The following is a 21,202-nucleotide window of genomic DNA, read 5'->3' on the forward strand; positions in this document are numbered from 1 at the left end:
ACTGGATGAACCTGTTCACCGCGCCCGAGACGCTGCCCTTCGGCGTCGCCGTGGCGTTGATCGTCGCCATCGCGCTGCTGGAAGGCCTGGGCATGCTGGTGGCGCTCAGCCCCAGCAACTTCATCGACGACCTGCTGCCCCACGACGTGCCCGACTCCGGCCTGGACCGCGTGCTGGGCTGGCTGCATCTGGGCCGCGTGCCGGCACTGGTGCTGCTGCTGCTGTTCCTGCTGGGCTATGCGCTGTTCGGCTACGCGCTGCAGAAGGTCGCGCTCAACCTGGCCGGTGGCTTCCTGCCGGCCTGGCTGGCCGGGCTGCTGGCCGTGCCCCCGGGGCTGGCCACCGTGCGCGGGCTGGGCTCGCTGGTGGCCCACATCATTCCGCGCGACGAGACCAGCGCCGTCAGCGAGCAGTCGCTGGTGGGGCGGGGCGGCGTCATCAGCGGTGGCAGCGCGCGTCGAGGCCTGGCGGCGCAGGCGCGCGTGCGCGATGCGCATGGCCGCGTCCACTACCTGATGGTGGAACCCGACCTGGACGACGAAGTGTTCGAGGAAGGCGCGCAGATACTCGTCGTGCGCAAGCTGGGGCCGTTCTACCGCTGCATCGCCAACCCCCATCCGCAACTGATCTGAGGGAGAGAACGAAAGCATGGACAACATCATCGACATCACCATCATGGCCAGCATCGGCCTGCTGGGCCTGCTGACCATAGGCTTCATCTTTGCGCGGCTGTACAAGCGCAGCACCAAGGAGCTGGCCTTCGTGCGCACCGGCCTGGGCGGGCAGAAGGTCATCATGGACGGCGGCGCCATCGTGCTGCCGGTGTTCCACGAGCGCGTGCTCGTCAACATGAACACGCTGAAGCTGGAAGTGCTGCGCCGCGAGCGCGAGAGCCTCATCACCAAGGACCGCATGCGCGTGGACGTGACGGCGGCGTTCTTCGTGCGCGTGAAGCAGACGGAAGAGGCAGTCAGCACCGCCGCGCAGACGCTGGGCGCCCGCACGATGAGCCCCAATGAGCTGAAGGCGCTGGTGGAAGACAAGTTCGTCGACAGCCTGCGCGCCACCGCCGCGACCATGACCATTCAGGAGCTGCAGGACAAGCGCCGCGACTTCGTGCAGGCGGTGCAGAACGCCGTGGCCGAGGACCTGGAGAAGAACGGCCTGGAGCTGGAGTCGGTGTCGCTGACGAGTCTTGACCAGACTGACAAGCAGTTCTTCAACCCCAACAACGCGTTCGACGCCGAGGGTCTGACGCGCCTGACCGAGCAGACCGAGGCGCGCCGCAAGCAGCGCAATGACGTCGAGCAGGACACCGAGGTGCAGGTGCGCACCAAGAACCTGGAAGCCTCGCGCCTGAAGCTGACCATCGAGAAGGACCAGGAGTTCGCGTCGCTGTCGCAGAAGCGCGAGATCGAGACCGCCCGCGCCGAGCAGATCGCGCTGATCGCGGCCCAGCAGGCCGAGCGCGGCCGTGAAGCCGAGACCGTGAAGATCGAGGCCGAGCGCCAGGTGGGCCAGCGCCGCATCGAGGCCGAGCGCGAGATCAAGGCCGCCGAGATCGAGAAGAACCTCGTCATCCAGACGCGCGAGATCGAGCAGGAGCGCCAGGCCGAGCTGAAGCGCGCCGAGCAGCGCAAGCAGGTCGAGATCGCGCGCCAGGACACGCAGATCGCCATTGCCACCAAATCGCGCGAGCAGTCCGAGGCCGACGCCGCCGCCAACCTGGCGCGCGCCGAGGCCGTGAAGGCCGAGGAAACCGTCAACACCGCGCGCCAGGTGGCCGTGGCCGAGCGCGACAAGGCCATCCAGCTCATCGAAGCCAGCAAGGATGCCGAGCAGAACGCCATCGCGGTGAAGGTCTCGGCCTCCGCCGAGAAGGAGGCGGCCATCGACCGCGCCGAGGCGCTGACCATCGAGGCCAAGGCCAAGCAGGCCGCGGCGATGGCCGAGGCCGAGGGCCGGCGTGCCATCAACGAGGCGCTGAACACCTTGTCGGCCGCGCAGATCGACCTGCAGGTGCGCACGCAGCTGTTGCAGCAACTGCCCGAGATCCTGGCGCAGGCCGTCAAGCCCATGGAGCAGATCGACTCCATCCGCATCGTGTCGGTCAACGGCCTGCCGGGCCAGGGCGGCGCGGCAGGCGAGGGCGGTGCGGCTGCCGGCACCTTCCCCGAGCAGGTGATGAACTCGGCCCTGCAGTACCAGATCGCCAAGCCCATCGTCGACGCTGTCATGCAGGACGCCGGCCTTTCCAACCAGGGCATCACCGGCATCGCGCAGAACCTGGCGGGGCTGCTGAAGCCCGCGCCGACGACGCCGGCTCAATGAGTCAGGAGCGCGCCTCGGCGCTGGCCTTGGGCGCGGCGCTGCGGCGCGCGCCTTCGCTGTAGTCCGCCGGGGGCTTCATCAGCGCCGGGTCGGGCTCGCCGCGCTTGATCTTCTCCAGCCGGTAGTTGCGCTCGCCGCTGCGCGGGTCGGCATCGCGGCTGGAGACGGTCAGCATCAGCTCGGGCGAACGCCACACCTCGCGGCTGATGACGATGGGCTTCTCGTTGCCGATCTTGCCGGCTTCGATGGTCCAGGTCGTGCGCTCGCCGTTGACCTTCACGCCTTCGATCTCCTTGGCCGGCAGCGCGGTGGTCGCGCCGCCTTCGCGCGGCAGGGCCAGCGTCAGCGGCCCCGGCAGCAGCAGCGGCGGCATGGGCGGCACCGGCAGCGCCATCGGGGCAGGGGGCGCGGGTGGCGCGGGCATGGCCGGCATGTCGCCGGCACGCAGCACGCGCAGCTCGCGGCGCACCAGCGGCGCGCTGGCGCCCGGCGTGGCCGGCACCACCACGTCGCGCTCGATGACGACGCCGGGCTCGCCGCGCAGCGTGCGCGCCCGCACGCGCTCGGCGTCGACGGCGCGCGCATCCTCCGCCACGCGGGCGCCCCATTCCTTCCAGCGCGCGGCCTGCTCCTTCATGCGCTCGCCCCATTCGCGCATGGACGCCTGCCAGGCGGCGTGGGCCGCCGGGTCCGGCGAGGCGCTGTACGACACGTTGCCGCGCAGCTTCAGCATGCGCTTCTGGTCGGGGTAGAGGATCCAGCTCGCCCTCGCGACCGGGTCGCTCAGGTAGACGATGCTGGGGCCGCCCTCACGCTGCACCTCGTGGCGCGTGCGGCCCTCGCCGTCGCGGCACAGCTGGCTTTGCTGCTGGCGCACGATGCGGTTGCCGTCGGCCAGCGTCTGCACGTTCTCGTGCACGGCGGTGGCGCAGTACGGCGCGCCCTTGACGGGGCGGCCGGTCTCCATCTCGCGGCCGGCAAAGGCCAGCGCCTGGTCGCCCAGCTCGATGCGCGTGGGCACCTGGGCCAGCGCCAGCGTGACGCTGCGTTCGATGTCGCGCGTCAGTCGGTCGGCGTCCAGCGCCGCCGCGGGCAGGGCCAGCGTGCACAGCGCCAGTGTGGTGAAGGTGGTCTTGCTCATGTCGTTCTCCGTCGTCATTCCAGAATTCGGACAGCCAGCAACTGTCCGTCGGGGTTCAGCAGCAGCTCCGCGCGCACCATGTCGGCGGCGCGCGCGGCGTCGAAAGGCAGGCCCAGCAGTGCCAGTCGCTCGCGCGGCAGTTCGGCCGGCTGCAGCCACACGGCCATGCCGCGGTCGGCCGTCAGCGCGGCGCGGAACTCGCCCTCCGGCACCAGCGGGATGAATCCGCTGCCGGCCAGCGACGCGGACGGCGCGCTGCCGGGCGGGTCCAGCAACAGCAGCGCGCTCATCAGCACGGCGGCGGTGGCGCCCAACGCACCGCTGCCCCAGGCCAGCCGGCGCAGCCAGCGCGGCTCGTGCGCGTCGGCGGTGGCCTGGTGCGCGCGGCGGGCCTGCTGCAGATGCGTCAGGCGGGCCAGCAGCCGGGCGTCCTGCTGGGCGTCGGGCTGCTGGCGGTTGAACTCCGCGCGCGCGGGCAGCAGCCAGTCGGGCGTGGTGTCGTCGTGATGAGTCATGGTCGTTCTCCCACGGCCAGCAGGTCGGCCAGGCGCTGGCGGGCGCGGTGCAGGCGGGTGCGCAGCACGTCGGCGCTGACGCCGGCAATGGCGGCGGCGTCCTCGTAGCTGCGTTCCTGCAGGTCCACCAGCACGATGGCCTCGCGCTGCGGCCAGCTGAGGCGGCGGATCGCGGTCCAGAGCTGGGCCTGCTGCTGGGCGGTGTCGAGGCGCAGGTCGCTGCCGGATTCGCCACTCTCGCCGTCGTCGGCGTCGTCCAGCGGCACGTGGCGGCGCGCGTCGCGCCATTGGTTGAGCAGTTGGTGCCGGGCCATGCCGGCGAGGTAGGCGCCCAGCGAGCCGCGGCCGGGCTGGTAGTCCTGCGCCCCGTGCAGCAGCTTCGCGAACGCCTCCTGCACGGCGTCCAGCGCGGCCGCTTCGTCGCCGGCCAGCGCCAGCGCGTAGCGGTAGACCGAGCCGCTCTCGCGCCGGTAGATCAGCGCCAGCGCATCGGCGTCACCGGCGACGACGCGGGCCAGCAGCGCGCCCTCGTCGCTGCGGGCTGCGGCGCCAGGCGCGACAAAGCCGAGGCGGGTCAGCCAGCTCACTGGTGCACCCTTCGCGCTGCGCGCTGTCCCGCCGGGCGGGAGCGAGCTTGCTTGGGACGGCCCGGCGCGGCGCTCATGTCGGGCTGCATGGGGTGAAGGCCTGCTGGACTTGCATGCCGCTATTGAGCGTGGCGGCCTCGTTTCGTTACTCGGGACAAACCCGTCGTCACTTTCGACACGGGGGCGCCTCGCCGTGATCGAATCGCCTGCATGACGACAAAGCGATGCTTGGGCGTGCTGGCACTGCTTGCCTCAGCAGCGCATGCCGCGGCGCCGGCCTGCGACGCGGGCTGGCAGCTGGACGTGCAACTGCGCCTGGGCGGCACGCACGGGCCCGACCTGGGCTCGGCCGAATGGCAGGCGGGCGTGGAGCGGCAGCTGATGCTGACAGAAGCGCCGCCGCGCGGGGGCGCGGCCTGGTGCGCGCGGGTGCAGCAGGCGCTGGATGCCGCGCGGCGGGCGCCGGTGTGCCGGCTGCGCATCGGCCCCGACAGCATCGAAGGCCTGAGCTGCCGCCGCGCGGCCCTGGCCACGCTGGACCTGCGCATGGCCCAGGCCCTGGCCGCCGCGCGCCGCCACGCGGCCCGCAAGGAACGCGCGCGGCTGGACGCCGAGCAGCAGGGCTGGCTGCGCGGCCGCAACGACTGCTGGAAGGCCGGCCCCGGCGACGACGCGCGTGCCGCCTGCATCGCCGACAACTATCGCCAGCGGCTGCTGGAGCTGCAGACCGGCTACCGTCTCGTGCCCGTGCAGGCCAGCGTGCGCTGGCGCTGCGACGATGGCAGTGCGCTGACGACGCACTTCTATACCGTCACCGACCCGCCCAGCCTGGTCGCGCAGCGCGCCGGCCAGCGCTCCTTGATGAAGCTGCAGCCCGCCGCCAGCGGTGCCCGCTATGCCGGCCCCAACGAAAGCTTCTGGGAGCACCAGGGCGAGGCCCGCATCACCTGGGGCTGGCAGGCGCCCGAGACCCGTTGCGTGAAACAGCCATGATCAAGTTGCAAGGCCTCGACCACCTCGTGCTGCGCGTCATCGACCTGCCTGCGATGACACGCTTCTATGTCGATGTGCTGGGCTGTTCGGTCGAGCGCCGCCAGGATGCCATCGGCCTGGTGCAACTGCGCGCCGGCGCGGCGCTGATCGACCTGGTGCCCGTGGACGGCCAATTGGGCCGCATGGGCGGCGCGCCGCCGGGCCGGGAGGGGGGGCGCAACCTGGATCACTTCTGCCTGCGCGTGCAGCCGTTTGACGAGGCTGCCATGCGCGCCCACCTGGCCGCGCATGGCGTGCAGGCGGGCGACACGGTGCCGCGCTACGGCGCGGAGGGCGAGGGGCCGTCCATCTATCTGTCCGACCCCGAGGGCAATGTCGTTGAACTGAAGGGGCCTCCGGAGACCACGCGATGAAGCCGCTGACGCGCGCCGTGCTGTGGGGCGGGCTGCTGGCCGGCACGGGCGAGCTGGTGTTCGCGCTGGCGTTCGGGCTGCCGATCGCGCTGGCGGTGCGGCAGTCGTTGGCGCACGCATCAGCTTAGGCGCCGCCCGCATAAGCGCCGCCGCGCTCGCGCAGAATCCGGCTCCATGCCCGTTCTGCCCACCAAGCTGCCCCACACCGGCACCACCATCTTCACCGTCATGTCGGCGCTGGCCGCCGAGCATGGCGCGATCAACCTTGGCCAGGGCTTCCCGGACTTCGAGGCCGATCCGGCGCTGCTGCAGGCCGTGACGAGCGCGATGGCCGCGGGCCACAACCAGTACCCGCCCATGACCGGCGTGCCGGCGCTGCGCCAGGCCGTCGCGGCCAAGCTGAACGATCTGTACGGCTCGGCCTATGACGCCGACCGCGACATCACCATCACCGCCGGCGGCACGCAAGGCCTCATCACCGCGCTGCACGCCTGCGTGGGCGCGGGCGACGAGGTCATCATCATCGAGCCGGCCTACGACAGCTACGACCCCGCCATCCGGCTGGCCGGGGCCGTGCCGGTGGGCGTGGCTATGACGCCGGACTACCGCATCGACTGGCCCGCCGTGCGCGCCGCCATCACGCCGCGAACGCGTGCTCTGGTCATCAACACACCGCACAACCCCAGCGGCCGCGTCGCCACGCATGACGACTTGATCGAACTGGAACGCATCGCCGAGCAGCACGACCTGTTCGTCGTCAGCGACGAGGTCTACGAGCACATGGTGTTCGACGAGGCGCCGCACCAGAGCGTGGCGCGCTTTGCCGCGCTGCGCGAGCGCAGCTTCCTCATCAGCAGCTTCGGCAAGACCTTCCACGTGACGGGCTGGAAGGTCGGCTTCGTCGCCGCGCCGCCGGCGCTGTCTGCCGCGTTCCGGCGGCTGCACCAGTACACGGTGTTCACGGTGCACACGCCCACGCAGCACGCCATCGCGGCCTACCTGGCCGACCCAGCGCCCTGGCAGGGTCTGAGCGCCTTCTACCAGGCCAAGCGGGACGCCTTCCGCGCGGCGCTGTCGCACACGCAGCTGAAGCTGCTGCCTTGCGAGGGCACCTACTTCCAGACGGTGGACTACCGTGCCGTGTCGGACCTGCCGGAGCTGGACTTCGCGAAGTGGCTGACCACCGAGATCGGCGTGGCCGCCATCCCGCTGTCGGTGTTCTACCAGCGGCCGCAGGAGCGCGGCCATGTGCGTTTCTGCTTCGCCAAGCGCGACACGACGCTGGCGGAGGCGATCAGGCGGCTGGAGAAGCTGGCCTGAGCAGTCTGCTCTGGCACGCCCCGTGCTAACCCTAGGGTGAGAGATCGGCAGCTGCCGCCGAGGCGCAGACCGGTCGTGACCCAGTTCACGGAGGACATCATGTTGCACCACGCCCGTGCACCGGCCCATGCACCGAAAGCGGGGATGCCCCCCAAGCAGACGGGCGGCGAGGCCTTTGGCAAGTTGATCAACCTGTCGGGCCGGCGGCGTTTCACGTCGCAGCGGCTGGTGCTGTACGCGGTGCTGGCGGCGCAGGGTCGCGAGGGCGCGCTGAACACGTCGCTCGATGCGCTGGCCACGTTCAGCGACGCCCACCGTTCGTTGATGGAAGGCGAGCTGTCGCCGGTCATGCTGGGCGGTGAGCTGGAAGAAGCCTACTTCGGCCCGGAGCGCGCCGATGAACGCATCAACGCCTTCATCGACCTGGCCCGCCGCGCGCTGGACGCCATCGGCGCCGGTATGCGCAGCGCGCCGGAACTGCTGGAGCAACTGGTGGATGCCGCCACGCCGCTGCTGGCCGCGCTCAACCGGCTGACCCAGGTCTACGAAGACCTGGCCCGCCAGCAGGCCGCGTCGGCCAAGCGGCAGCTGACCGCCGTCATGGGCGACATCGAGCAGATCGCCAAGCACGCACGCATCGTGTCGTTCAATGCCCAGGTGGTGGCGGCGCGCGCAGGCGCGTCGGGCCGCGAGTTCGCCGTCGTGTCGGGTGAGATGACGCACATCACCGGCCAGCTGGACGGGTTGGTGCGCGAGGCGGTGCGCAGCGCGGTGGCTTGAGTCAAGTCGCCGACCTCAGTGGGCAACTGGCGCCGGTTTCAGGCGTCTCTGCCAGCCTTGTGGCCAATTCGTTGCGCAGGCTTTGCAGGCCGGCGATGCGGGCGTCGACATCGGCCAGCTTGCGCGCCAGCGCATCGCGCAGCGCCGGGCCGGCGTCCTGCCCCTGCGCCAGCAGCGGCAGGTCGGCTGCGATCTCGGCCAGCGTGAAGCCCAGTTGCTGGGCGGTGCGCACATAGCCCAGCCACTGCACGGCTTCCTCGGGGTAGTCGCGGTAGCCGTTGGCGCTGCGGCGCGCCTGCAGCAGGCCGCGTTTTTCATAGAAGCGCAGGCTGTCGCGGCTCAGGCCGGTGCGCTCGGACAGGGTGCCGATCTGCATGGAAAGACTCGGATGGGGGGCTTGACCCTGGAGCGTAGTCCAGCCCTGAGCATGCGGGCCTTCGCAACTTGCCCAGTGCGCCATGCCCTCGTTCAGCCCCGCCCAGTTCCGTCGCATCGTCTGGGCCAGCGCCGCGTACGACGTCGTCGTCACGGCGCCCTTCGCCACCCCCTGGACCTTCGCCATCGCCTTCGGCCAGCTCAGCGTCGTCAACCAGGCGCTCGGCGGGCAGCCGCTGCCGGCCTTCGAGCCGATGCACCAGCTGTTTGCGTTGCTGATGGCCAGCGTGGTGATGGTCTGGTCCTGGCTGCGGCTGCGCACGCCCACTGCGGCGCTGGGCCGGCACGATGCGGTCACGCGGCTGCTGTTCAGCACCTGGATGTTCTGGACCTGGCTGCAGACCGGTGCACCGGTGATGTTGCTGTTCCTGCTGCCGGAGATCAGCTGGGCGGTCGCCCAGGCCTGGCCGGTGAAGCTCAGCGCGCCAGCAACGGCAGCACTTCGTCCGTCAGCAGCTTGAACTGCGCGTCCAGCAGCGGTCCGTTGGGGTCGTGGCCGGCGCGCGGCACGGTGACGAGCTGCTTGCGCGGCGCGGTGAGGCGGTCGAACCAGGCGCGTGTAGTGTCCGGCGGCGTCAGCAGGTCTTCCTCGCCTTGCACGAGGAAGACGGGCAGCTGGAACTGCGTGCGCTCATCCAGCAGGTTCAACCGCCACAGCATGCCGTCGCCGTTGAAGCCGACGAACTTCAGGAAGGAGAACGCCTCACCGGCTTCGTACGCGGCGGCATCCTGCGGGGCGGCGTAGTCGGCGGCGGGCTTCCAGCTCGGGCCGGGCTCGGTGCGTTGGGCCTCGTAGCCGCGCAGGATGCGGCGCAGCTTGCCGAAGCTGCGTGGGTCGGTCCAGGGCGGGCTGCCCAGCGCCTGCAGCGTGGCGAGGGCGGGCTGGTCACCCAACTCGCGGGCGCGCTGCAGCGCGAGGGCATGGCTGGCGATGAGGTCGGCCGGGCCGACGAGCTGAGACACGCCCACGTAGGCGTGGAAGAGCCCGGGTCGCCGGTGCGCCATCTCCACCGCCAGCGCCGAGCCCCACGAGCTGCCCAGCAGGATGACTTTGCGCAGCCCCAGGCGGCGCTGCAGGTGCTCGGCCACGGCGATGCCGTCGGCGGCCAGCAGGTCCAGCGTCAGCGGTGTGCGGGTGAACTCGTCCGGTTCCAGCTCCCGCACCGGCAGGTTCTTGCCATAGGTGCGGCCGGCGCCGCGCTGGTCCCACTGCGCGAGGGTGAAATTCTTGGCCCAGGCGCCGAACAGCGAGTCGGCGAAGGGCGTGTTGGGATTGCCCGGGCCGCCATGAACGAACAGCAGCACGGGGTTGCGGCAGTCCTGGCCGGTGATGGTCAGCCACTGCGGGATGCCATTGATCTCGACGAAACCCTGTTCCCGCACGGTGCACTCGGGCGCCGGTGGTTGCACGGCGGGGCTCAGCAGCGGAGCGAGCAGCAAAGCGGCGGTCAACAGGCGTCGGATCAACGGGGTCTCCAGGGGCTGTAGCGAGCAGATGAGAGCCCCGCCGCAGGCCCGCGACCATTCGGCAAGCCGCAACCGAGCTTTCGGCACGGCCGCGGAATAGCGCCTGGGCGAGACATTGGCCGGCCGGTGCCGGAAAATCGCGGTCTTTCCCGCTTTCGCGAGCTACCGCCAGGTTCCGCCATGCCCACCCCCTACCGCTCCAAGACTTCCACCGCCGGCCGCAACATGGCCGGCGCCCGCTCGCTGTGGCGCGCCACCGGCATGAAGGACGATGACTTCTCCAAGCCCATCATCGCCATCGCCAACAGCTTCACGCAGTTCGTGCCCGGCCACGTGCACCTGAAGGACCTGGGCCAGCTGGTGGCGCGCGAGATCGAATCGGTGGGCGGCGTGGCCAAGGAGTTCAACACCATCGCCGTGGACGACGGCATCGCGATGGGCCACGACGGCATGCTGTATTCGCTGCCCAGCCGCGACATCATTGCCGACTCGGTCGAATACATGGTCAACGCCCACTGCGCCGATGCGCTGGTGTGCATCTCCAACTGCGACAAGATCACCCCCGGCATGCTGATGGCCGCCATGCGGCTCAACATCCCCGTCGTGTTCGTCTCCGGCGGCCCGATGGAAGCCGGCAAGGTGCGCCTGGCCGTGCCCGGCACCAGCAAGATCGAGATCAAGAAGCTGGACCTGATCGACGCGATGGTCATGGCCGCCGACGCCAAGGTCAGCGACGCCGACCTCGCCGAAGTCGAGCGCTCGGCCTGCCCCACCTGCGGCAGCTGCTCGGGCATGTTCACGGCCAACTCCATGAACTGCCTGACCGAGGCGCTGGGCCTCTCGCTGCCGGGCAATGGCACGGTGGTGGCCACGCATGCTGACCGCGAGCAGCTGTTCAAGCGCGCCGGCCGCACGGCCGTCGAGCTGTGCAAGCGCTTCTACGAGCAGGACGACGCCACGGTGCTGCCGCGCGCCATCGGCAAGAAGGCGTTCGAGAACGCGATGACGCTGGACATCGCGATGGGCGGCTCCACCAACACCATCCTGCACATCCTGGCCGCGGCGCAGGAGGCCGAGATAGCCTTCGACATGACGGACATCGACCGCCTGTCGCGCGACGTGCCGCAGCTGTGCAAGGTGGCGCCCAACACCAACAAGTACCACATCGAAGACGTGCACCGCGCCGGCGGCATCATGGCCATCCTGGGCGAGCTGGACCGCGCCGGCAAGCTGCACACGGACGCGCCCACCGTGCACGCCAAGACGATGAAGGACGCGCTGGACGAATGGGACATCGCCCGCTCGCCCAGCGAGGCCGTGAAGACCTTCTACATGGCCGGCCCTGCCGGCATCCCGACGCAGGTCGCCTTCAGCCAGAACAGCCGCTGGCCCAGCCTGGACACCGACCGCGCCGAGGGTTGCATCCGCTCGTATGACCACGCCTTCAGCAAGGAAGGCGGCCTGGCCGTGCTGCGCGGCAACATCGCGCTGGACGGCTGCGTCGTGAAGACCGCCGGCGTGGACGACAGCCTGCTGGTCTTCGAAGGCCCGGCGCATGTCGTCGAGAGCCAGGACGAGGCGGTCGCCAACATCCTGGACGACAAGGTCAAGGCCGGCGACGTGGTGGTGGTGCGCTACGAAGGCCCGAAGGGCGGCCCCGGCATGCAGGAAATGCTCTACCCGACCAGCTACATCAAGAGCAAGGGCCTGGGCAAAGCCTGCGCGCTGCTGACCGACGGCCGCTTCTCCGGCGGCACGTCGGGCCTGTCCATCGGCCACTGCTCGCCGGAAGCGGCAGCGGGCGGCGCGATCGGCCTGGTGCGCAACGGCGACCGCATCCGCATCGATATTCCGAACCGGACCATCGATGTGCTGTTGAGCGACGAGGAACTGGCCGCACGTCGTGCGGAGCAGGATGCGAAGGGCTGGAAGCCGGTCGAGGCGCGTCCGCGCAAGGTGTCGGCGGCGCTGAAGGCGTATGCGCTGCTGGCGACGTCGGCGGACAAGGGGGCGGTGCGGGATCTGGGGCAGCTGGAAGGCTGAACTAGCTGAAGCGGCCCGTGGGTCGCTTTTTTAATGCCCGGAGTAGTTGCGTTCTCCTCAAGCACTTGGTGCGCTCTGGAAGTCCCTCCGCAAACCTAGGCGTGCGCGACGATGAGCATTGAAACCGATGCTTGGCTGAGAAATGCGCGCTTTACATCAGTCGATGTCGAAGTTGGCGCCATCCTCAAGCGAGCCAATGAACGCCTCAAAGCTCGGTGCAACGGCCGTGATCTTGAAATCGAACTCTTGGTCTACATGCACAACTGAGGGATCACCCGCCGGTCCACAAGAGCGGTAGTCAAGGCAGAGCATGTCATGCCCGGCAGAGGGGCAGTCTGCGAAGTAAATCCCGATGTCCGGGTACCCCCACTCTTCTATCCAAAACTGGCTTCCGAAACTGCCGCAGAGAGAGTTCGCCTTCTCCCAGCCAATGGAATAGATACCGGTGATGGCCACATGGTCCTGAGCCCAGGACGTGGGCGCATCGGTTCTATGTGCTGTCTTGATCGGCATCCCCCCGTTCTGGTTGCCGGCCAGTGCTACGTAAGCTGCGGGCAACTTGTAGCCAAGGCGCTTCTCTACCTCAGCAAGAGTTTCAGCGTTAGGAGTGACGTCAACGTACTCGCGAGTCGCGTAGTCGGACGTTTTCCAGAACGAGGAAAAGTCGAAGCTTTCAAACGGCGGCATTCTCTACAGCGTCGGCAGGGGGAATTCGTACAGCGGCGGGCGTGACTGCATATTTCCGCTAAAGCTAACAAACTAGCCCCACCTGCCCGTGTCAGTGACTACTCGGGGGCTAGCAGCTTGACACACCAAGCAGCGCAGATGCTCAGCCCGCCCGCTCCAACATCGCCTGCAACAACACGTTGCACCCCGCCTCGATGTGCTCCGGCTTGGCGTCCTCGATCTCGTTGTGGCTGATGCCGTCCTTGCAGGGGATGAAGATCATGCCGGCCGGGGCCAGGCGGGCCATGTAGACGGCGTCGTGGCCGGCGCCCGAGACCGCGCGCATGTTGCTGTAGCCCAGCGTGTCGGCGGCCTTCTGCACGGCGGCGATGCAGTCGGCGTGGAAGGGTTGGGCCGTGTAGGCGCTGACGGGCGTGATCTCGATGGGCAGGCCGCTCTCTTGCGACAGCTTCGCAGCGACCGCGCGGATGTCCGCATCCATCGCCTCGCACAGCGCGTCCGTCGCGTTGCGCAGGTCGATGCTGAACTTCACGCTGCCCGGGATGACGTTGCGGCTGTTGGGGTGCACCTGCACCATGCCCACCGTGCCGCGGCCGTGCGGCGGGTGACGGTGGGCGCAGGCGACCACTTCCTGCATCAGCTTGGTGGCCACCTGCAGCGCGTCCTTGCGCAGCGCCATCGGCGTGGGGCCGGCGTGGGCCTCCATGCCGGTGACGACGCAGTCGTACCAGCGGATGCCCAGCACGCCGGTGACGACGCCGATGGTCTTGTCGTGGTCCTCCAGCACCGGGCCCTGTTCGATGTGGGTCTCGAAGTAGGCGCCGATGGGGTGGTCGCCGGGCTCCTGATCGCCGATGTAGCCGATGCGCTCCAGTTCTCCCTTCACCGTCTTGCCTTCGGTGTCGGTGGCCGCGTAGGCGTGCTCCAGCGTGAAGGCCTTGGCGAACACGCCCGAGCCCATCATGACGGGCACGAAGCGCGAGCCTTCCTCATTCGTCCAGAAGGCAACCTCGATCGGCGCCTCGGTCTCGATGCCGTGGTCGTTCAACGTGCGCACGACCTCGATGCCGGCCAGCACGCCGTAGTTGCCATCGAACTTGCCGCCGGTGGGCTGGGTGTCGATGTGGCTGCCGGTCATGATGGGCGGCATGTTGCTCCGACCCGCGCGGCGCATGAAGACGTTGCCGATCTTGTCGATGGTGACCGTCATGCCGGCCTCGCGTGCCCAGCGCGTGACGAGGTCGCGGCCCTGCTTGTCGAGGTCGGTCAGCGTCAGGCGGCAGACGCCGCCTTTCTCGGTGGCACCGATCTGCGCCAGTTCCATCAGCGAGTCCCACAGGCGTTGGCCGTTGACGCGCAGCTTCGTGATGTCGGGTTTGGTGGTGGGCATGTCCATGAAGTGCTCCTTCAACGAGCGACCGCAGTCGGCATCAGGTCCGCTGCGCGTTTGGCGGCGGCGTCGAACTGCGGGCCGAACGGCGGGCGCTTCAGGTAGCGGCCGGTGCCGGGTTCGGCGCGCAGTTCGCCACGCGCGAACACGACGCGGCCTTGCGAGATCGTGTGGCTGGGAATGCCGCGCACGGTGCGGCCCTCGAAGATGTTGAAGTCGTTCTTCGAGAACTGCGTCTTGGCGCTCAGCGTCTTGATGCCGGCAGGGTCCCACAGCACGAGGTCGGCATCCGCGCCTTCGGCGATGACGCCCTTGCGCGGGTACATGTTGAACAGCTTGGCCGCGTTGGCCGATGTGATGGCGACGAACTCGCTGGGCGTGAGCCGCCCGGAGTTGACGCCGGCGTCCCACAGCACGGCCATGCGTTCCTCGACACCGCCGCAGCCGTTGGGGATCTTGGCGAAGTTGTCCTTGCCGGCGGCCTTCTGCTCGGCGCAGAAGGTGCAGTGGTCGGTGGCCGTCGTGTGCAGCTGGCCGCTCTGCAGGCCGCGCCACAGGAATTCCTGGTGGATCTTGGGGCGGAAGGGCGGGCTCATCACATAGGCCGCGGCCTTGTTGAAGTCGGTGTCGCGGTAGACGCTGTCGTCGATCAGCAGATGGCCGGCCAGTACCTCGCCGTAGACACGCTGGCCGCGGGCGCGCGCTCGCGCAATCGCCTCGGCGCTCTCGATGCACGACACATGCACGATGTAGATCGGCACGCCCAGCACGTCGGCAATCGCGATGGCGCGGTTGGCGGCTTCGCCTTCGACCATCGGCGGGCGCGACATCGGGTGACCTTCCGGTCCGGTGATGCCCATCTTGGCGACCTCGGCCTGCAACAGGTAGACCAGCTCGCCGTTCTCGGCGTGGACGGTCGGCATGGCGCCCAGTTCGAGCGCACGCTTGAAGCTGTTCACCAGCGTCTCGTCGTCGCACATGATGGCGTTCTTGTAGGCCATGAAGTGCTTGAAGCTGTTCACGCCTTCCTCTCGCACCAGGGTCCCCATGTCGGCGTGCACCTGCTCGCTCCACCACGTCACGGCGACGTGGAAGGCGTAGTCGGCGGCGCTCTTCTCGGCCCAGCCGCGCCACTGCCGGTAGGCGTCCATCAGCGGCTGCTGCGGATTGGGGATGACGAAGTCGATGATGCTGGTGGTGCCGCCCGCCAGCGCGGCCGCCGTGCCGGTGAAGAAATCGTCCTGCGTGACCGTGCCCATGAAGGGCAGCTGCATGTGGGTGTGCGGGTCGATGCCGCCGGGGATCAGGTACTGGCCAGTGCCATCCAGCGTCGTCGTGCCGGTGGGCGCCTCGCGAGCGGCGCGCTCGCCCATCGCGGCGATGCGGCCATCGACACAGAGGACATCGGTGCGTGATTCGGCGTCGGCGTTGACGACGACCGCGCCGCGGATCAAGAGACTCATGCGTGTGCTCCTTGTGCTGCCGTCTGCCGCGGCATGCTGAAGAAATAGACCGCGCCCGACACGGCCAGGCTGAAGAACCAGCCAAAGCTGAACAGCGTGACCAGTGCCGGCGCGACGGCCGACTTGTCCAGCACGCCCGACACCACCAGATAGCCCGGCAGGCAGGGCAGCACGCCCAACAGCAGCGCGACGATGGCGCGGACGTTCCAGCCGCCGCTGTACTCGTACTCGCCGCCGCGGCGGTAGAGGTCGGTGCTGTTCAGCTCGGTGCGGCGGATCAGGTAGTAGTCGGTCAGCAGGATGCCGGCGATGGCGCCGAGCAGCGTTCCATAGCCGCCCAGCCACGTGAACAGATAACCGCCCGACGTGGCCAGCAGCTTCCAGGGCATGAACAGCAGGCCGATGACGGCGGCGATCAGCCCGCCCATGCGGAAGCTGATCTTGCTGGGCGCCAGCTGCGAGAAGTCGTAGCTGGGGGACACGAGGTTGGCGGCCACGTTGGTCGTCAAGTTGGCCAGCAGGATGACCAGCAGGCCGATGCCCGCGGCCACCGGACCCATCTTGGCCAGCAGCGCATCGGGAAACAGCTCGGCCTTGCCGTACAGGATGGCACTCGCCGAGAAGCCGATGACACCCACCATGGAGAACAGCGCCATCGGCACCGGCAGGCCGATGGCTTGGCCGACGACCTGGTCGCGCTGCGTCTTCGCGAAGCGCGTGAAGTCGGGGATGTTCAGCGCGAGGGTCGCCCAGAAGCCCACCAGCCCGGTCAGCGCGGCCAGCGAGTTGGGGCCGCCTGGCACCTCCTTGGCGGGCAGGCCGAACAGCTGGGCGCTGGGCACGCTCATCATCAGCCAGACCACCAGCGCCGCGGACGCGCCGATCATCAGCGGCGCCGCGATGACCTCCAGCAAGCGGATGGACTCGGTGCCGCGCCAGATGAACCACAGGTGCAGCGCCCAGAACGCGATGAAGCAGGCGAACTGCGACGTGCTGATGGTCTCGCCCGCGGCCGGCGCGGCGAGGCCGAAACCCAGCACGTTCAAGAAGCTGTGCAGCGCCAGCGCGCCGAAATAGCAGTTGATGGAGAACCAGCCGCAGGCCACCAGCCCGCGCAGCACGGCCGGCAGGCTGGCACCCTTCACGCCGAAGGACGCTCGCGCCAGCACCGGGAACGGGATGCCGTGCTTGGGCCCCACACGGCCGATCAGCACCATGGGAATCAGCACGATGAGGTTGGCCAGCAGCACCAGCCACACGGCCTGCTGCCAGCTGAAGCCCTGGTCCAGCATGGAGCTGGCCATCGTGTAGGTGGGCACGCACACCACCATGCCCACCCACAGCGCGGCGAAGTCCTTCCAGCCCCAGGTTCGCTGGGCGGATGTCGTGGGCACGAGATCGTGATTGCTCAGCGAGGGGTCTGTCATGGTCTGCTTCCAGTGAGGTTAGGTGTTCTGCGGGAAAGCAAATTGCGGACCCTTGGGGGTCGAGTCCGGCCAGCGTTGCATGACGGCCTTGTGGCGCGTGTAGAAGCGGATGGCCTCGGGGCCGTAGGCGTGGTGGTCGCCGAACAGGCTGCGCTTCCAGCCGCCGAAGCTGTTGAAGGCCATGGGCACCGGCAGCGGCACGTTGACGCCCACCATGCCCACCTGGATGTGGTGCACGAACTCGCGCGCCACGTGGCCGTCGCGCGTGAAGATGGCGACGCCGTTCGCATATTCGTTGGCTTCGATGAGCGCGAGCGCCGCGGCGAGGTCGGGCACGCGGACGATGCACAGCACGGGGCCGAAGATCTCTTCCGAGTAGCAGCTCATGTCGGCGCTGACGCCATCGAGGATGGTGCCGCCGACGAAGAAGCCGTCCTCATGGCCCGGCACACGCAGGCCGCGGCCGTCGACCACCGCCTTGGCGCCGGCTTCAACGCCTTCGGCTATCAGCCGCTCCACGCGCTGCTGCGACGCGCGCGTGATCAACGGGCCCATCTCGGCGCCGGGCTCGTGGCCTTCGCCGATCTTCAGCGCCTTGACCTTGGGGGCCAGGGCGGCGACCAGCTTGTCACCCACATCGCCCACGGCCACCGCCACGGAGATCGCCATGCAGCGCTCGCCGGCCGAGCCATAGGCCGCGCCCATCAGCGCATCCACCGCGCCGTCGAGGTCGGCATCGGGCATGACGACCATGTGGTTCTTCGCGCCGCCCAGCGCCTGCACGCGCTTGCCATGGGCCGTGCCCACCTTGTAGATGTGCTCGGCCACCGGCGTGGAGCCGACGAAGCTGACGGCCGCGATGCCGGGGTGGGCCAGGATGGCGTCGACGATGTCCTTGTCGCCCTGGATGACGCTGAAGATGCCGTCCGGCAGGCCGGCTTCCTGCAGCCAGCGCGCCATCAGCAGCGACGACGACGGATCGCGCTCGCTGGGCTTCAGGATGAAGGCGTTGCCGCAGCCTATGGCCAGCGGGTACATCCACATGGGCACCATGGCAGGGAAGTTGAACGGCGTGATGCCGGCCACCACGCCCAGCGGCTGGCGCATGCTCCAGGCGTCCATGCCACGCGCGATCTGCTCGGTGTACTCGCCCTTCAGCAACTGCGGCATGGCGGTCGCGAACTCGACGACCTCGATGCCGCGCGCCACCTCGCCGATCGCGTCGGGCAGGGTCTTGCCGTGCTCGCGCACGATGGCCTCGGCCAGCAGCTCGCGGCGTTCCTGCAGGATGGTGAGGAACTTGAACAGCACGCGGGCGCGGGCCAGCGGCGGCGTCTGGCTCCAGGCCTTGGCGGCCTGCGTGGCCGATGCCACGGCAGCGTCCAGATCCGCCACGCTGCCCAGCAGCAGCTGGCCTTGCACTTGGCCGGTGGCGGGGTTGTAGATGGCCTGCTGACGGTCTCCGCTGCCGTGTGACACGGCGCCGTTGATCCAGTGGCCCACTTCGTAGTGGCTCATGAGGTCTCTTCCTTCAGGCGCACCCGGCCCGCATCGGGTTGTTCGGGTGCTCGGTCCAGTTCAGCGTGCTGCCGTCCATGACGCGGCCGGTGCGGGCATCGGTCTCGCCGACTTGCAACTTGCGCATCGAGATGGTGCCAGGGACCGGGCAGATCGACACGCAGAGATTGCATCCCACGCATTCCGCGTCGTTGACGTGGAAGTGCCGCTTGCCATCCTTGGTGGCAAAGATGGCCTGGTGCGAGGTGTCTTCGCAGACGACGTGACAGCGGCCGCACTGGATGCAGCTGTCCTGGTCTATGACCGCCTTCTCGACGTAGTTCAGGTTCAGCTGGTTCCAGTTCTTCACGGTCGGCACGGCGCGGCCGCGGAAGTCGTCCAGCGACGCATAGCCTTTCTCGTCCATGAAGTTGCTCAAGCCCGAGCACATGTCCTGCACGATCTTGAAGCCGTAGACCATGGCGGCGGTACACACCTGCACCGTGCCGCAGCCCATGGCGATGAACTCGGCCGCGTCGCGCCAGGTGCTGATGCCGCCGATGCCGCTCAGCGGCAGGCCGGCCGTGGCCGGGTCGCGGGCGATCTCAGCCACCATGTTCAAAGCGATGGGCTTCACGGCCGGGCCGCAGTAGCCGCCGTGCGAGCCCAGGCCATCGGTGACCGGGCTCATGGTCATGCGGTCCAGGTCCACGCCCATCACGGAGTTGATGGTGTTGATGAGGCTGACCGCGTCGGCGCCGCCCGCCTTGGCCGCGCGCGCCGGGTGGCGCACATCGGTGATGTTGGGCGTGAGCTTCACGATGACGGGCATCTTCGTGTGTTTCTTGCACCACTCGGTGACCTGCTGGATGTACTCGGGCACCTGGCCCACGGCGGAGCCCATGCCGCGCTCGCTCATGCCGTGCGGGCAGCCGAAGTTCAGCTCCACACCGTCGGCGCCGGTGTCGGCCACGCGGGTGAGGATGTTGCGCCAGGCCAGCTCGTTGACGGGCACCATCAGGCTCACCACCATCGCACGGTCCGGGAAGTCGCGCTTCACGCGCGCTATCTCGTCCAGGTTGGTCTGCAGCGGCCGGTCGGAGATCAGCTCGATGTTGTTGAAGCCGATGACGCGGCGGTCCTGGCTCCACAGCGTCGCGTAGCGCGGGCCGTTGACGTTGACCACCGGCGGGTCCTCGCCCAGCGTCTTCCAGACCACGCCGCCCCAGCCCGCCTCGAAGGCGCGGCGCACGTTGATCTCCTTGTCGGTGGGCGGCGCCGACGCCAGCCAGAACGGGTTGGGGCTCTTGATGCCCAGGAAGTTGGTGTTCAGGTCAGCCATGGGCCCCCCCCGTCAGAACAGCGTGAATGGACTCGGCGGCGCGTTTGCCGTGCTCGACAGCCTCCACCGTCAGGTCGCGGCCACCGTGTCTGCAGTCGCCGCCGGCCCAGACGCGGGCCAAGCTGGTGCGGTATTGCGCGTCGGTCTTGATGCGGCCGCCCTCCAGCGCGATGGCCGCGCCGGCCGGCTGGGATTCGTAGGTCTGGCCGATGGCGCGCAACACCATGTCGGCCTCGATGAAGAACTGCTCGCCGGTGTCGACCAGCTTGCCGCCTTCAAGGGCCGTCGCCGCGAAGCGCATGCCGCGCAGCACGCCGCCGGACGCCTCGGCAGACAGCGGCCGCGCCCAGCAGCGGATGGTCACGCCGTTGGTCTGCGCCCAGTGCTGCTCGTGCGTGGACGCCGACAGTCCGTCAGGGCCGCGGCGGTAGACCATGGTGACCTGCTCGGCACCCAGCAGGCGGCTTTGCACGGCGGCGTCCACGGCGGTCATGCCGCCGCCGATGACGACCACCTTGCGGCCCACGCTCACGTCCGACGGCGGGCTTTGGCGCAGCTCGGCGATGAAGTCCACCGCATTGCGCAGGCCGGCCAACTCGGGCTCGGCAATGCCCAGCGCGTTGACGCCGGCGAGCCCCAAGCCCAGGAAGACCGCGTCGTATGCGGAGAGCAGGCCGTCGAGCGTGATGTCGCGGCCGAGTCGACAGTTCAGTTTGGGTTCGATGCCGCCGATGCTCAGCAGCCAGTCGATTTCCTTCTGCGCGAAGCCGCCGGCCACCTTGTAGGTCGCCAAGCCGTACTCGTTCAGGCCGCCCAGCTTGTCGTGGGCGTCGAACAGCGCCACGTCATGGCCGCGGCGGGCCAGGCCGTGGGCCGCGGCCAGCCCGGCCGGGCCGGCACCCACCACGGCCACGCGCTTACCCGTTGCTGCGGCGCGTTCGAACAACGGCTTGGCTCCGGGAGTGGCGAAGTGACCCTCCACCGCATAGCGCTGCAGCAGGCCGATTTCCACCGGCTTGTTCTCGTTGGTGTTGCGCACGCAGGCCTGCTCGCACAACACCTCGGTGGGGCAGACGCGGGCGCACATGCCGCCCAGCGGGTTGGCCGTCAGGATGGCCTCGGCCGCGCCACGCACGTTGTCCTGCGCCACGCGCTGGATGAAGGCCGGGATGTCTATGCCCGTGGGGCAGGCCGTCTGGCAGGGGGCCGCATAGCAGTAGTAGCAGCGCTCGGCCTCGATCAGGGCCTGCGTGCGGTTCAGCGGCGGGTGCGCATCGGTGAAGTTGCGCTCGTAGTCATCGGGGGCCAGTCGGCCGGACTTCAGATCTGCAAGGTCCACGGGATTCTCCGAGTGGAAAACAAGCAAACATT

Annotated in this window: 21 protein-coding genes; 9 read left to right on the plus strand and 12 right to left on the minus strand. The window is 68.9% G+C overall.

Annotated elements, in window-relative coordinates; all coding sequences use genetic code 11:
- Positions 1-5 precede the first annotated feature (5 nt).
- Positions 6-632: a YqiJ family protein gene (locus J2X21_RS09040; RefSeq protein WP_310327528.1), complete on the plus strand. Its 627-nt coding sequence runs from the start codon at positions 6-8 to the stop codon at positions 630-632.
- Between the two features lie 16 nt (positions 633-648).
- Entirely contained in the window at positions 649-2,331 is a 1,683-nt protein-coding gene (locus tag J2X21_RS09045) for a flotillin family protein (RefSeq protein ID WP_310327530.1), read from the plus strand.
- A 1-nt stretch (position 2,332) separates the two neighbouring features.
- Here the strand turns inward: J2X21_RS09045 and J2X21_RS09050 are convergent, their stop codons facing one another.
- From J2X21_RS09050 to J2X21_RS09060, 3 genes are read right to left on the minus strand one after another with little or no spacing between them, the layout of a single operon-like run.
- A complete protein-coding gene (locus J2X21_RS09050) occupies positions 2,333-3,472 on the minus strand; it encodes a hypothetical protein (protein WP_310327533.1) in 1,140 nt (379 codons plus the stop codon).
- 14 nt (positions 3,473-3,486) lie between these two features.
- Complete coding sequence (locus J2X21_RS09055) at positions 3,487-3,987, minus strand: chlorophyll a-b binding domain-containing protein (RefSeq protein ID WP_310327535.1); 501 nt, start codon at positions 3,985-3,987, stop codon at positions 3,487-3,489.
- Positions 3,984-4,574 (minus strand): RNA polymerase sigma factor, encoded by a 591-nt coding sequence (locus tag J2X21_RS09060; RefSeq protein ID WP_310327536.1) that lies wholly within the window; start codon positions 4,572-4,574, stop codon positions 3,984-3,986. Before J2X21_RS09060 ends, J2X21_RS09055 begins: the two co-directional genes overlap by 4 nt.
- A gap of 210 nt (positions 4,575-4,784) precedes the next feature.
- Here J2X21_RS09060 and J2X21_RS09065 point away from each other — a divergent pair, with 210 nt between their 5' ends.
- From J2X21_RS09065 to J2X21_RS09085, 5 genes are all read left to right on the plus strand, one after another.
- Positions 4,785-5,567: an MliC family protein gene (locus J2X21_RS09065; RefSeq protein WP_310327538.1), complete on the plus strand. Its 783-nt coding sequence runs from the start codon at positions 4,785-4,787 to the stop codon at positions 5,565-5,567.
- Entirely contained in the window at positions 5,564-5,980 is a 417-nt protein-coding gene (locus J2X21_RS09070; protein ID WP_310327542.1) for a VOC family protein, read from the plus strand. The genes J2X21_RS09065 and J2X21_RS09070 overlap by 4 nt, the downstream gene beginning before the upstream one ends.
- The gene (locus J2X21_RS09075; protein ID WP_310327544.1) at positions 5,977-6,108 is read left to right on the plus strand and encodes a hypothetical protein; all 132 of its coding nucleotides are present in this window, start codon (positions 5,977-5,979) and stop codon (positions 6,106-6,108) included. The genes J2X21_RS09070 and J2X21_RS09075 overlap by 4 nt, the downstream gene beginning before the upstream one ends.
- Before the next feature lie 46 nt (positions 6,109-6,154).
- The gene (locus tag J2X21_RS09080) at positions 6,155-7,300 is read left to right on the plus strand and encodes a methionine aminotransferase (protein ID WP_310327547.1); all 1,146 of its coding nucleotides are present in this window, start codon (positions 6,155-6,157) and stop codon (positions 7,298-7,300) included.
- A gap of 99 nt (positions 7,301-7,399) precedes the next feature.
- Entirely contained in the window at positions 7,400-8,080 is a 681-nt protein-coding gene (locus J2X21_RS09085; protein WP_310327549.1) for a type IV pili methyl-accepting chemotaxis transducer N-terminal domain-containing protein, read from the plus strand.
- Between the two features lies 1 nt (position 8,081).
- On the opposite strand, the gene J2X21_RS09090 is transcribed toward J2X21_RS09085, so the two are convergent.
- On the minus strand, positions 8,082-8,456 hold the full coding sequence (locus tag J2X21_RS09090; RefSeq protein ID WP_310327550.1) for a MerR family transcriptional regulator: 375 nt from the start codon (positions 8,454-8,456) through the stop codon (positions 8,082-8,084).
- Between the two features lie 82 nt (positions 8,457-8,538).
- Here J2X21_RS09090 and J2X21_RS09095 point away from each other — a divergent pair, with 82 nt between their 5' ends.
- The gene (locus J2X21_RS09095; RefSeq protein ID WP_310327555.1) at positions 8,539-8,976 is read left to right on the plus strand and encodes a hypothetical protein; all 438 of its coding nucleotides are present in this window, start codon (positions 8,539-8,541) and stop codon (positions 8,974-8,976) included.
- Here the strand turns inward: J2X21_RS09095 and J2X21_RS09100 are convergent.
- The gene (locus J2X21_RS09100; protein ID WP_310327557.1) at positions 8,933-9,982 is read right to left on the minus strand and encodes an alpha/beta fold hydrolase; all 1,050 of its coding nucleotides are present in this window, start codon (positions 9,980-9,982) and stop codon (positions 8,933-8,935) included. The two genes, J2X21_RS09095 and J2X21_RS09100, sit on opposite strands and share 44 nt — an antisense overlap.
- A gap of 180 nt (positions 9,983-10,162) precedes the next feature.
- On the opposite strand from J2X21_RS09100, the gene ilvD reads away from it, so the two are divergent.
- Positions 10,163-12,025, plus strand: coding sequence for a dihydroxy-acid dehydratase (gene ilvD, locus J2X21_RS09105; RefSeq protein ID WP_310327561.1), 1,863 nt, complete (start codon positions 10,163-10,165; stop codon positions 12,023-12,025).
- A 156-nt stretch (positions 12,026-12,181) separates the two neighbouring features.
- On the opposite strand, the gene J2X21_RS09110 is transcribed toward ilvD, so the two are convergent.
- The 7 genes from J2X21_RS09110 to J2X21_RS09140 all read right to left on the minus strand — a co-directional run bounded on the left by J2X21_RS09110 (position 12,182) and on the right by J2X21_RS09140 (position 21,170).
- A complete protein-coding gene (locus J2X21_RS09110; RefSeq protein ID WP_310327566.1) occupies positions 12,182-12,712 on the minus strand; it encodes an SMI1/KNR4 family protein in 531 nt (176 codons plus the stop codon).
- A gap of 142 nt (positions 12,713-12,854) precedes the next feature.
- The gene (locus J2X21_RS09115; protein ID WP_310327568.1) at positions 12,855-14,108 is read right to left on the minus strand and encodes a Zn-dependent hydrolase; all 1,254 of its coding nucleotides are present in this window, start codon (positions 14,106-14,108) and stop codon (positions 12,855-12,857) included.
- Positions 14,109-14,119: 11 nt separating this feature from the next.
- Positions 14,120-15,565 (minus strand): dihydropyrimidinase, encoded by a 1,446-nt coding sequence (gene hydA, locus J2X21_RS09120; protein ID WP_310327571.1) that lies wholly within the window; start codon positions 15,563-15,565, stop codon positions 14,120-14,122.
- Positions 15,562-16,992, minus strand: coding sequence for an NCS1 family nucleobase:cation symporter-1 (locus tag J2X21_RS09125; RefSeq protein WP_310327574.1), 1,431 nt, complete (start codon positions 16,990-16,992; stop codon positions 15,562-15,564). The genes hydA and J2X21_RS09125 overlap by 4 nt, the downstream gene beginning before the upstream one ends.
- Positions 16,993-17,010: 18 nt before the next feature.
- Entirely contained in the window at positions 17,011-18,510 is a 1,500-nt protein-coding gene (locus J2X21_RS09130) for a CoA-acylating methylmalonate-semialdehyde dehydrogenase (RefSeq protein ID WP_310327577.1), read from the minus strand.
- 13 nt (positions 18,511-18,523) lie between these two features.
- Entirely contained in the window at positions 18,524-19,831 is a 1,308-nt protein-coding gene (gene preA, locus J2X21_RS09135; RefSeq protein ID WP_310327579.1) for an NAD-dependent dihydropyrimidine dehydrogenase subunit PreA, read from the minus strand.
- Complete coding sequence (locus J2X21_RS09140) at positions 19,824-21,170, minus strand: NAD(P)-dependent oxidoreductase (RefSeq protein WP_310327582.1); 1,347 nt, start codon at positions 21,168-21,170, stop codon at positions 19,824-19,826. Before J2X21_RS09140 ends, preA begins: the two co-directional genes overlap by 8 nt.
- Between the last annotated feature and the right edge of the window lie 32 nt (positions 21,171-21,202).

Source organism: Roseateles asaccharophilus (genome assembly GCF_031458115.1).
GTDB classification, from domain to species: domain Bacteria; phylum Pseudomonadota; class Gammaproteobacteria; order Burkholderiales; family Burkholderiaceae_C; genus Pelomonas; species Pelomonas asaccharophilus_A.